11 protein-coding genes are annotated in these 10,289 nt (G+C 63.1%); 7 read left to right on the top strand and 4 right to left on the bottom strand.

The window, feature by feature from the left end; genetic code table 11:
- Positions 1 to 134 precede the first annotated feature (134 nt).
- The 5 genes from NUV89_RS11215 (at position 135) to NUV89_RS11195 (ending at position 4,688) form a co-directional block, all read left to right on the top strand.
- Entirely contained in the window at positions 135 to 443 is a 309-nt protein-coding gene (locus tag NUV89_RS11215) for a MazG-like family protein (RefSeq protein ID WP_257781341.1), read from the top strand.
- Entirely contained in the window at positions 436 to 1,185 is a 750-nt protein-coding gene (locus NUV89_RS11210; RefSeq protein WP_207043686.1) for a methyltransferase, read from the top strand. Before NUV89_RS11215 ends, NUV89_RS11210 begins: the two co-directional genes overlap by 8 nt.
- 24 nt (positions 1,186 to 1,209) lie before the next feature.
- Positions 1,210 to 1,812: a DUF4136 domain-containing protein gene (locus NUV89_RS11205; RefSeq protein WP_257781340.1), complete on the top strand. Its 603-nt coding sequence runs from the start codon at positions 1,210 to 1,212 to the stop codon at positions 1,810 to 1,812.
- Positions 1,813 to 1,857: 45 nt separating this feature from the next.
- Positions 1,858 to 2,415, top strand: a complete 558-nt coding sequence (locus tag NUV89_RS11200; RefSeq protein WP_017737277.1) for a DUF4136 domain-containing protein — start codon at positions 1,858 to 1,860, stop codon at positions 2,413 to 2,415.
- A 263-nt stretch (positions 2,416 to 2,678) separates the two neighbouring features.
- On the top strand, positions 2,679 to 4,688 hold the full coding sequence (locus NUV89_RS11195) for a pilus assembly protein TadG-related protein (RefSeq protein WP_257781339.1): 2,010 nt from the start codon (positions 2,679 to 2,681) through the stop codon (positions 4,686 to 4,688).
- Here NUV89_RS11195 and NUV89_RS11190 read toward each other — a convergent pair.
- Together NUV89_RS11190 and NUV89_RS11185 are read right to left on the bottom strand one after the other, a co-directional pair.
- The gene (locus tag NUV89_RS11190) at positions 4,685 to 7,417 is read right to left on the bottom strand and encodes a PAS domain-containing sensor histidine kinase (protein ID WP_257781338.1); all 2,733 of its coding nucleotides are present in this window, start codon (positions 7,415 to 7,417) and stop codon (positions 4,685 to 4,687) included. The genes NUV89_RS11195 and NUV89_RS11190 overlap by 4 nt on opposite strands.
- Positions 7,414 to 7,851: a TadE/TadG family type IV pilus assembly protein gene (locus NUV89_RS11185; RefSeq protein ID WP_257781337.1), complete on the bottom strand. Its 438-nt coding sequence runs from the start codon at positions 7,849 to 7,851 to the stop codon at positions 7,414 to 7,416. The genes NUV89_RS11190 and NUV89_RS11185 overlap by 4 nt, the downstream gene beginning before the upstream one ends.
- Before the next feature lie 72 nt (positions 7,852 to 7,923).
- Between NUV89_RS11185 and NUV89_RS11180 the strand changes: the two genes are divergently transcribed.
- Together NUV89_RS11180 and NUV89_RS11175 are read left to right on the top strand one after the other, a co-directional pair.
- Positions 7,924 to 8,409 carry a prepilin peptidase gene (locus tag NUV89_RS11180; protein ID WP_257781336.1) on the top strand — a complete coding sequence of 162 codons (486 nt, stop codon included), beginning with the start codon at positions 7,924 to 7,926 and terminating at the stop codon, positions 8,407 to 8,409.
- A 116-nt stretch (positions 8,410 to 8,525) separates the two neighbouring features.
- Complete coding sequence (locus NUV89_RS11175) at positions 8,526 to 9,311, top strand: response regulator transcription factor (RefSeq protein WP_257781335.1); 786 nt, start codon at positions 8,526 to 8,528, stop codon at positions 9,309 to 9,311.
- Here NUV89_RS11175 and NUV89_RS11170 read toward each other — a convergent pair.
- Together NUV89_RS11170 and NUV89_RS11165 are read right to left on the bottom strand one after the other, a co-directional pair.
- On the bottom strand, positions 9,308 to 9,580 hold the full coding sequence (locus NUV89_RS11170) for a DUF3613 domain-containing protein (protein ID WP_257781334.1): 273 nt from the start codon (positions 9,578 to 9,580) through the stop codon (positions 9,308 to 9,310). The genes NUV89_RS11175 and NUV89_RS11170 overlap by 4 nt on opposite strands.
- A gap of 12 nt (positions 9,581 to 9,592) precedes the next feature.
- Positions 9,593 to 10,282: a lipopolysaccharide assembly protein LapB gene (locus NUV89_RS11165; RefSeq protein ID WP_257781333.1), complete on the bottom strand. Its 690-nt coding sequence runs from the start codon at positions 10,280 to 10,282 to the stop codon at positions 9,593 to 9,595.
- Between the last annotated feature and the right edge of the window lie 7 nt (positions 10,283 to 10,289).

The following is a 10,289-nucleotide window of genomic DNA, read 5'->3' as shown; positions in this document are numbered from 1 at the left end:
CCCACATTTTGATCTGTGAATACCTTCAAGTGTGGGAGCGGGCTTGCTCGCGAAGGCGTCCTCAAGAACACCCGGAGATTCACTTGCCTTCAAGGCCAAACCCCCCGAAGCTACACACCTTCAGGAGCCCTCGCATGAACCTCGAACACCTCACCGAACGCCTGCACCGCATCCGCGATAACAACGACTGGAAGCAGTTCCACAGCCCGAAAAACCTGGCCATGGCCGCCAGCGTGGAAATGGCCGAGCTGGTGGAAATCTTCCAATGGCTCAGCGAAGACCAATCCCGCCAGCTTCCCGCTGAAAAGCTCGCCCACGCCGGGCAGGAAGTCGGCGATATCGTCTTGTACCTGTTGTTGCTGTGCAGCGAATTGGGCCTGGACATGAACGAGGTGGTGCGCGCCAAGCTGGCCGACAGCGAACGGCGTTTTGCCCATGAGTGATCGCCACTTCGACCAACTGGCCACGCGCTTCGCCGAGAAGATCTACGGCGGGGCCAAAGGTGCCATCCGCCTGGCCGTGCTCCAGGCCGACCTGACTGAAGCGCTGCCGCAGCGCCCATTGCGCGTGCTGGATATCGGCGCGGGCCTGGGCCATATGTCGCTGTGGCTGGCCGAGCAAGGCCACCAGGTGACCCTGGCCGAACCCGCCGAACCGATGCTCGACGGCGCGCGTCAACGCTTCGCCGATGCCGGGCAGACCGCGACCTTTATCCATGCGCCCTGGCAAGAATTGCTCGGCCAACTCACCGAGCCCTACGACCTGGTGCTGTGTCACGCCGTGCTGGAATGGCTGGCCGAACCCCACGCGATCCTGCCGGTGCTGCACCAACTCACGGTGCCCGGCGGTTGGTTGTCGTTGGCGTTCTACAACCGCGATGCGCTGATTTATCGCAACCTGCTCAAAGGCCACTTCCGCAAGATGCGCAAGAACGACATGGCCGGCGAAAAACAGAGCCTTACCCCGCAACAGCCCCTCGACCCGCGTGAGCTGGCGGCGCAACTCGATGGCCTTTGGCAGGTCGAAAGCCAAAGCGGCGTGCGGGTCTTCCACGACTATATGCCGGTGGAGTTCCAGGCCCGCGCGAATCTACAGGACTTGTTGGAGATGGAACTCGCTCACCGTCGTCACCCAAGCTTTGCCGGACTTGGGCGTTATTTGCACTGGATCTGCCGTCCGGTTTAAGCGGCCCAGTCTGCGGAGGTCGAAATGCGTCGTCTCTGTTTGATCCTGTTGTCCCTTGGTCTGGGCGCGTGTTCCAGCCCCAACCCTTACGTGGCCGCTTCGGCGCCGATGCCGCCCGCGCCCGCGCAGGCGGCCAACACCTTCGATGCCAGCGCCTACCCCGCGCCGGTGCGTGACTACGGCGCGTATCGCAGTTGGGCCTGGCGCAACGGCCAGCTCCCGCCCGGCACGGCCTGGGCCGATTCGGCGCAGATCGCCGAAGCGGTCGGCGGCGCCCTCGACCAGCGCGGCTTGCGCCCGCAGCGCGCCAACAGGCCCGCCGACCTGCTGGTCAGCGCCGACGTGCGCCTGGAGAAACGTCTCAAGCAAGTCCAGGATGACTACGGCTACGGCTACGGCGGCTACAACCGCTATGGCAATGGCTACGGCATGTACAACTCGGCCCCGATCGTGCGCACGTATGAAGTGACGGTGGCGGTGGTGCGGGTCAACCTGTTCGACGCGCGCAACGGCCAGCCGGTGTGGAGCACCAGCGCAGAAACCGCCAGCCAGGGCAGCCTCAGCGAACGCGCCGACGCGTTGCGCAAGGCCGTGCAAAAGGCACTGAGCGCCTACCCGCCGAGTTAAGCGCTATTCTCATCCCAAGCTCAGGTCGTACTTTGGAGAACAACCATGTTTCGTCGTATCGCAACGCTCGCTTTTTTAGTGCTGCTGGGCGGTTGCCAGAGCAATCAGGTCAACCACGATTTTGACGCCAGCCGCGACTTCGGCGCCTACCGCAACTGGGCCTGGAAAGACCCGGCGCTGCAATACCGCCCGGATGATCCGCGCATCAAGAGCGACCTCACCGAACAACGCATCCGCCAGGCCGTCGGCGAGCAACTTGACCAACGCGGCCTGCGCCCGGCGGCGCCAGGCACCAAGGCGGACTTGAACGTGCAGGCCTACCTGATCGTCGAAGACCGCCAGCAACAAGTCACCACCAACTACGGCGGCGCCTGGGGCGGGCCGTGGAATGGCTACTGGGGCGCGCCGATGTACAACGAAACGCGCAACATCACCTACAAGGTGGCGACCATCCAGATCGACCTGCTGGACGGCAAGGACGGCAAGCTGGTGTGGCGCGGCAGTGACGAACAGATGATGGCCAGCACGCCGAACCCGCAGGATCGCAGCAGTGCGATTCGCACGACGGTGGCTAAAATTCTCTCCAACTACCCGCCGCACTAAAAAACACCGCAATCCCCTGTGGGAGCGGGCTTGTGTGGGAGCGGGCTTGCTCGCGAAAGCGGAGTATCAGATTCGGATGTGCTGACTGACACACCGCCTTCGCGAGCAAGCCCGCTCCCACAAAAAGCCAGCTCCCACATTTGGTTTTTGTGGCAGACACAACATCTCCGTCAGTCGCCAATGTGGCGACTGGCCAGCGCACCCGCCAAGCCTTGTCTACACTCCACTGCACCTACGGAGAGTAAGCGCTAAAGGAGTGCTCGATGTCTCCCCGACTTCGTTCCAGGCAGCGTGGTGCGATTGGCTTGACGGCGGCCCTGACCCTCGGGCTGGCGCTGGTCTTCCTGTTGTTGGTCATCGACAGCGGGCGCCTGTATCTGGAGAAGCGCAAGTTGCAAGGCATTGCCGATATGGCCGCCCTGGAAGCGGTGCAGCGCAATGGCAATTGCCTCCCCGGCACCAACACCGCGCCGGTCTATGCGGGCGCCAGCGCCACGCGCAACGGCTATGTGATCCCCCCCGGCAATGCCCTTAACGTGAACTGCGGCACGCTGACCACCAACGCCAGCAATCTGCGGGTGTTCAGTGCCGACGCAACCAAGACCGACGCCATCCAGGTGATCGCCTCGCGCCCGGTGTTGACCAGTGTCGCCGGGGGCGTGTGGTCGCTGTTCAATGGCAACGCCTACAACCTGACGACCCCGTTGACGGCCAAGGCGGTTGCCGCGCCGAAGATCCTGCCGCCGCAGGCGCAGTTGACGATCAAGTCCACGTTGTTGACGGTCGACAGCACCAAGTCGGATGCCCTGGACCTGCTGTTCGGCAAACTGCTGGGCGGCAGCCTGTCGCTGGGGGTTGTGGGTTATCAAGGCCTGGTGGGCAGCGATATCAACCTGCTCAGTTACCTGAACCAGCTGGCGTTGAACGTGAACGTGCAAGCGGGCAACTACGACGAGCTGCTGGCCAAGAACCTCAAGATCGGTCAATTGATCGATGCCGCTGTCACGGTGTTGCAGGCCGGCGGCGGGACTGCCTCGGTGGCAGCGGCGACGGCGCTGGGCAAGATCAGCGTATTGGTGGGCAACGCCGACGTAACCTTGGGCACCCTCCTGCAATTGCAGACCGGGGCGGTGTCGTCGGGGCTCAACACCACGGTGAATGCGTTCCAGCTGGCGCAAGCGTTTGTGCAGTTGGCCAACAAGACCAACGGCGTGGTGGCCGACGTGCCGGTGACGATCCCGGGGGTCAATGTGAACGTCAAGGTCAAAGTCATCCAGCCACCGCAGTTGTCGTCGATTGGCGACCCCACGTATGCCAAGAATAAAACCGATGCGACCACGCGCATCTATGTGCGCACCGCCCAGGTCAGCGTGGGCCTGACGGTGACCTTGCCGCTGCTCGCAACACCTTTGGTCAACACGGCCTTGAACGGCCTGGTCAGCCCGCTTTCCGACGTGCTGAACAATTTGCTCAGCCTGAACCTGGCCGGGACGCTCAGTTCAGTCTTCTGTGCGATTGGCGGCACCCCTTGCCAGACCACTGACTTGAGGCTGCTGTCGTCCGCGACCAATCCGTCGGTGCCCAGCGTGGACGTGATTCTCGAACTGGGTAGCGCGGAAAGCTATGTCACTGGGTTCACCTGTGTCAGCGACGCGACCAAAACGCTGACCACCCAAACCAACACGTCGCTGGTGACTATCAAGATAGGCCAGAGCCCTACGCTCATTAATTCGTTGGGCGCGAGCCCGCCATTGACCCCGGTGCCACCGCTGCCGGTGCTCGACATCGGTGCGATCACCTGCCTCAAGCCGCTGCTGGGGCTTGGGCCAACGGTCTGCGATCAAAGCTCCCGCAAGCCGTTTTATGGCGGCGGGATAGGCGTTCTCATCGACCCTAGCGTGGGCACACAGCCCGTGACCGGTGCCGCCTACACCTTCCCCCAGCCACCGGAGATCAAGCAGCCACCGCTCTATCATCCGCTGTCGACCACCAACCTGGTGGCGTCCATCGGGACCGCGTTGAAAACCGGGTTGAAATTCCAGGTCTACCAACCCACAGGGTTCAACCTGCTGGGCTCGCTGTTGGTCACCGGTGGCACGTTGCTCAATGACTTGACCACGACACTGGGCGGGGTGATTGGCAACGTGCTCAGCCCGATTGTCGATCCGTTGGTCAATGGTTTGCTCATGACCCTGGGCATCAACCTGAACCAGGTCGAAGTCGGCGCCAACCTCAGCTGCAAGCCCCACGGCCAGGCGGCGCTGGTGAACTAGGCCAGCGGCAACTCCACGCAGAACTGCGCGCCGTGCTCGCCGTTGCTGACGCTCAGGCGTCCGCCCATGTTCTCCACAATGCCGTAGCTCACCGACAAGCCGAGGCCGGTGCCCACGCCGATGGGCTTGGTGGTGAAGAACGGTTCGAAGATCCGCTCCAGCAAACGCGGGTCGATGCCGCCCCCGTTGTCTTCGACCCAGATGCGCACGTGGCTGGCGTCATGTTCGCTGTGCACGGCGATCCAGGGGCGCAGGTCCGGCTGTTTTTCCCGTTGGCTGAGCAACGCGTCGCGGGCGTTGACCATCAGGTTTATCAGCACCTGCTCAAGCTGGTCGACGTAACCTTTGACCTGCACCGTGAAGCCCGCCGGGGTCAGGCGCACATCCACGCCCTTGCCACGCAGGCCCTCGCTGAGCAGGGACAAGGTGCCTTCCACCGCCTGTGCCGGGTCGAAGGGTTGTTGCTCGATTTCCGAGCGCCGGCCGAACACGCGCATATGGTCCACCACCCGTGCCGCGCGCTGCACCTGGGCGTCGATGCGCTGGAGTTTCTCGGTGAGGTAGTCGATCTGCACTTCGCCACTGCTCAGGCGCTTGAGCACATTGGCGATGGCCATGCGCATCACGTTCAGCGGCTGGTTGATCTCGTGGGCCAGGCCCGTGGCCATTTCGCCCAGCGTGGCCATTTTCGCGCTTTGCGTCAGTTGTTGCTGGGAGCGGCGCACTTCGGTGTTGTCGCGGCCCACGGCCTGTACTTCCACCAGTGCGCCGTGCTCATCGAAGACGCCACGGTCCGACCACACCCACCAGGCGTGCGCGCGCCCCGGCAGTTGCAGGCTGATTTCGGCGGTGCTCACCGGAAACTCCGGGGTCAGTTGGCCGATGCGCTGCACGAAGCTGGCGCGTTGCTCATCGGACAGCCAGTCCGTCAGGTTCAGCCCCGGCAATTGCTCGGGTTGGCACTCCAGGTAATTGGCCAGCGGGGTGTTGCCGAAGGTCAGGGTCAGGTCGGGGCGATAACGGCAAATCATCGCCGGCGAGTCTTCCACGAGGATGCGGTAGCGCTCTTCGCTTTGCTTGACCTGCTCGGCCGCCAGGGTCGCCTCGGTGACGTCCAGCCACAGGCCCACGGCTTCCACCGGCAGGCCGAGGTCGTCGCGCAGCAACTTGGCTTCGTCGAGCAACCAATGATAGTTGCCGAGTTTGTCCTGAACCCGGTAGCGACTGCGCACGCTGCCTTCGCGCAGCAATTGGCGGGTGCGTGCGAAGTACAGGTCGCGGTCGTCGGGGTGCAGCCATTCGATCAAGCTGGCCGGGGTGCATTCGGCCAGGGTGCGACCGAGCAAGGGCAGCAGGCTGTCGCTGAAAAACAGCGGTTGCAGGGTGCCTTCGACATAGCGCTGCACGTAGATGATCGCCGGCGCGCTGGCGATCAGGTTGTCCAGGCGCGCATGGGCGGCGGCGGCTTGCTGCTGTTGGTTCTTGATGTCGCTGATGTCGAGCATGAAGCCGATCAGCCGGCGGTTATTGCCCACGCCCAGCGCCTGGCCCTGCACGCGATACCACACCGGGTTTTGCGCCGCGTCGAGGCGGTGCAGGCGCACGCTGGTGGACAGCGGTTTGCTCAGGGTCTGCAGGTCTTGCAGGCGGCTGGCGAGTTCCTGGCGGTCGGCGGGGTGGAACAGCAGCAGCCAGTCGGCCACGGCCAGGCGTGTGGCCGGGGCGTCGGGGTCGAGGTGTTGTTGTAGTTGCGGCGCCAGCTGGATGTCTTCGCTGTGGTTGGGCAACTCCCACCAACCGGTGCCGAGCAAGCCTTGCAGGGCGTCCAGGCGATCCAGTTGTTGTTGGTGGCGCTGTTCGCGCAGCCGGCTGAGCAGGGGCGCGGCGAGGGCGGCGGCCAGTTGCAGCCAGTCCCGCGCAAAGGCGTCCTCGGCTTGGAAAAAACCGCACAGCAGCCACGCGGCGACGCCGTGATCGTCGCGATAGGGCACCAGGAAACCTTCGGCATTGCCGAAAATCCCCTGCAGGCGTGGATGCTCGCTGTGGCCGTGGTTGCGGGTCAGGTGCACAGGGGCGGTGCCACCGAGGCTATCCAGGGCGCCGCCGAGGAGCTGGCCATCGCGCCACAACAGCGGGGCGTCAAAGGCGCGGTACTGGCTGTGGACCTGCCAGCCCTGGTCCTGTTCGTCGAGCAGGGCGATGGCCACGCAGGGCACCTTGAAGTGCTGGGCGATGCTGTGCAGGTTGTCCTGCACCACTTCCGGCAGGCGGGCCAGGCTGCACACGCGCAAGCGTTCGCTGATCTGCGCGCTGAGCAACTGGTGGCGTTCACGGGTGTCGGCGAGCTGGCGGTGGGCGAGCAAGTCGCCGATATCCAGCAGCTGCAGGCGCCAGCCATCGCCTTGGGGTTGTAGCCAGCCACGGGTGTGCAGGAGGCTGCCGGCAAACCCGTGGAAGTCCAGGTCAAGGGTCTGCCCCTGCCAGTCGGCGGGGCTACCTTCGATCACCACGGCACTGTGGTCACACAGGTAGGCCAGCAACGGGGCGGGTTGTTGTGTGGTGGCTTGTTTGACCAGGCGATGGCGTAGGGCGCCGTGGATGTGCAACACGCGGCCAAGGTTGTCCAGATCGATCTGCAAACCGGCGCTGGCGGGCACCAGGGCCGTTGGTACAGGGGCCTCGGGCGGGCGGCCGAGGAGGCGATCGAAAAACTTTTCCCCCGAGGTCAAAATTGCAGGCTCGCTTGGGCTGTGAGCGTGGTTGGCAGGTTGGGCACGGTGCCAAAGCCCGGCAGCACGAGGAACGGCAGCACGTTTTTGAGGTTGCTGGAGGGGTAGTTGATCTGCACGGTCAGCAGGTTGGCCGTGAAGCTCGTGGTGATGTAGGCCGGTACGAATTTGAACGCGGGTGGCAGCCACTGCAATTGGGCCTGGGCACCCGCCACGGCGCGGGCCTGGACGGCGGCGGCGTAGCCGGGGGTGGTGGGGTCTAGCGCGACGCTGCGGCGCACGCCTTCGGCGGTTGCCTGGTTGAACGACTGCAACAGCAGTAACGGCAGGCTATAGCTGACCAGGCCATAGAACACGGCAAAAAAGAGCATGAACACCAGCGCGAATTCAATCGCGGCGGCACCTTTCTGTTTTCTAGGGAGGCCCTTTCTCATGACTGCGTCTACCCTGACTACCACTACCTGATATCAGCATAGAATCATTCAGCAAAAAGGGATTTTTTTTACGTGGTTCAGAGCCTCTTTCTGTTTGCCTGGCTGGCGCTGTGCGCCGCGCAAGATATCCGCCACCGGCAGATCGCCAACGCCCTGACGCTCGGTGCCTTCCTGCTGGCCCTGGTTTACCTGCTGTGGCGCGGCACCACCTGGCTGGGCGCCACGCCGGCCGAGGGCGGCTGGGCGTTTGCCCTCGCGGTGCTGTTCACCTTGCCCGGTTACGCGCTGGGCCGCCTGGGCGCTGCGGACGTAAAACTGCTGGCGGCCCTGGCGCTGGCGACCAATTGTGAGTACTTGCTCGGCACTTTTATCGGTGCCGGCCTGGCCAGTGCGGCTTGGTTGCTGCTGGCGCCAAAATTATGGCCGCTGATGAATCAAGGGGTTAGAAATACCCTTCACTACCTGGGGCCCGAGCAGTCAAAAAAACAACCCTTCGCGCCGTTTTTACTGGTCGGATTTACCCTCGCCTGGCTTTGGATCCCTTTAGTCGCGACGTAGGCTATCGCTATGTACATAGTAGGAAAGTGCGTCTACGTTTATAGCTACGGTGTGCGAAATAGACGCTGTTGGCACGGATTGATCAGACTTTGGCTTGCCCAGGCATGGAGTAGCGCGTGAACAAGCTTACCCCGCAAATGAAAGTGCTCGTGGTCGACGATCAGCCTTTGATCGTGGAAGAGTTGTGCGAATTCCTCGAAAGCAGCGGGTACCGTTGCGTGCCCTGCCATTCCAGCCCGCAAGCGGTTGCGCGGTTTCGTGAAGACGTCGAGATCGGCCTGGTGCTGTGCGATCTGCACATGCCGGACATGGACGGCATCGAGCTGGTCCAGGAGCTGCAACGCATCGCCGGCAAACAGCGCGCCTTCGAGGCGATCATGCTGACCGGTCGCGCCGACAAACAGGATGTGATCAAGGCGTTGCGTGCCGGGATTGCTGATTACTATCAAAAGCCGATCAATCTCGACGAACTGCTCGAAGGCCTGCAACGCCAGGAGACGGTGCTGCGTGAGCGGCAAAAGGGCGTAGAGCTGGGGCAACTGAATCAGAAGCTGCAGTTTCTGTCGGCCTCGATCGATGACCTGTACCACGACCTCGACAAAGTGCGCAGCAGCCCGCAGCAAGCCGGTCGCGATGCGCCGGATGATCTGGCGGACGCCGACAGCAGTGAAATGCCGGCCATCTTCAAACAGTTGTCCCCCCGCCAATTGGACGTGGCGCGCCTAGTCGGCAAAGGCCAGACCAACTATCAGATCGCCTGTGAGCTGGGCATCACCGAGAACACGGTAAAACTCTACGTGTCCCAAGTGCTGCGCCTGACCCATATGCATAACCGCACGCAACTGGCGCTGGCGCTGTCGCCGAGCAACTCGGCGATTCGCCAGCGCGTCACCGCCCACTAGTTATTGCCGCTTGGCGCAGTGCCACCCTGTTTCTGGTCGAAGTATTCGGGAATGGGGTGTTTGTAACTTTCAATCAAACGCTGCATGGCCTGCTCGCGCTCAGCCGGCGAGGCCTTTTGCGGCGTGGATGTCGCCAACTGCCCTTTGATCTGCATTTGCAGCCAGCCTTCGGTCTGTCTCTGGTACACCGATGACGGCCCGGGCTCGATCGCCAGCGCGGTCAGGGGCAGGGTGGCCAACAGCAGGTGGGCGAGGGGTTTGAGTTTCATTGGGACACTCCCTTATTTGACGGTCGCCACTTGGCCCTTGGCGGCGGTTGCCGAACCCCTGAGCTGCTCGGCGCGGGCCTGGGCCTGGTTGAACTGCTCGGGGCTCAAGTTGAAGCGGCTGACGAACCGCGACGCTTGCTTCCAGTTGTTCTGGTAGATCAGCAAGGTGACCATGTTCACCGCTGCCAGTGAGCTGCTCTGGTTGAGCTCCATGGCCGTGAGGAATTCGAAGCGGGCGTCTTCCATGCGCAGCTGATTGAGGTAGACCACCCCCAGGTCATTGCGGATTTTTTCATCGGTAGGCGACAGTTTGGCGGCCCGTTGCAAGTGCTCCAGGGCTTGGCCGTTGTCGCCCCTGGCCACCGCCAGTTGGCCCAGGCCATGTTCGCCCTCGGCGGCCATGCAGGTGCCCAGCAGGCTGCGGTACATCGGCTCGGCCTCAGTGCGGCCGAGCAGCCGGTACACCTTGGCCTTGCGCAGGCGCACCTGGGGCAGGTTGTCCGCGAGGTTTTGCAGGTTGGCCAGGCTGGCGTGCAGCTTGCCTTCATTGGCCAGGTCATCCGCGAGGTTCAGTGACAGCTCCTGGTCCGAACTGGGCTTGGAGCAACTGCTGGCACCCGCGAAGCCGGCCCAGGGTGTCTGGCCCATGTTCGCGCAACCGCTCATCAACAACACGCTGCACGCGGCAATCAGTAATTTCATGGTGCGT

Origin of the sequence: Pseudomonas sp. 18.1.10, from assembly GCF_024655625.1 — a bacterium.
Lineage (GTDB): Bacteria > Pseudomonadota > Gammaproteobacteria > Pseudomonadales > Pseudomonadaceae > Aquipseudomonas.
The sequence above is the reverse complement of the archived record's forward strand: the minus strand, read 5'-3'. Positions and strand labels throughout refer to the sequence as shown.

Bases quoted from the DNA above. Each gene is read 5' to 3' on its own strand.
- NUV89_RS11215 (WP_257781341.1), top strand. From the start codon at position 135: ATGAACCTCGAACACCTCACCGAACGCCTGCACCGCATCCGCGATAAC.
- NUV89_RS11210 (WP_207043686.1), top strand. From the start codon at position 436: ATGAGTGATCGCCACTTCGACCAACTGGCCACGCGCTTCGCCGAGAAG.
- NUV89_RS11205 (WP_257781340.1), top strand. From the start codon at position 1,210: ATGCGTCGTCTCTGTTTGATCCTGTTGTCCCTTGGTCTGGGCGCGTGT.
- NUV89_RS11200 (WP_017737277.1), top strand. From the start codon at position 1,858: ATGTTTCGTCGTATCGCAACGCTCGCTTTTTTAGTGCTGCTGGGCGGT.
- NUV89_RS11195 (WP_257781339.1), top strand. From the start codon at position 2,679: ATGTCTCCCCGACTTCGTTCCAGGCAGCGTGGTGCGATTGGCTTGACG.
- NUV89_RS11185 (WP_257781337.1), bottom strand. From the start codon at position 7,851: ATGAGAAAGGGCCTCCCTAGAAAACAGAAAGGTGCCGCCGCGATTGAA.
- NUV89_RS11170 (WP_257781334.1), bottom strand. From the start codon at position 9,580: ATGAAACTCAAACCCCTCGCCCACCTGCTGTTGGCCACCCTGCCCCTG.
- NUV89_RS11165 (WP_257781333.1), bottom strand. From the start codon at position 10,282: ATGAAATTACTGATTGCCGCGTGCAGCGTGTTGTTGATGAGCGGTTGC.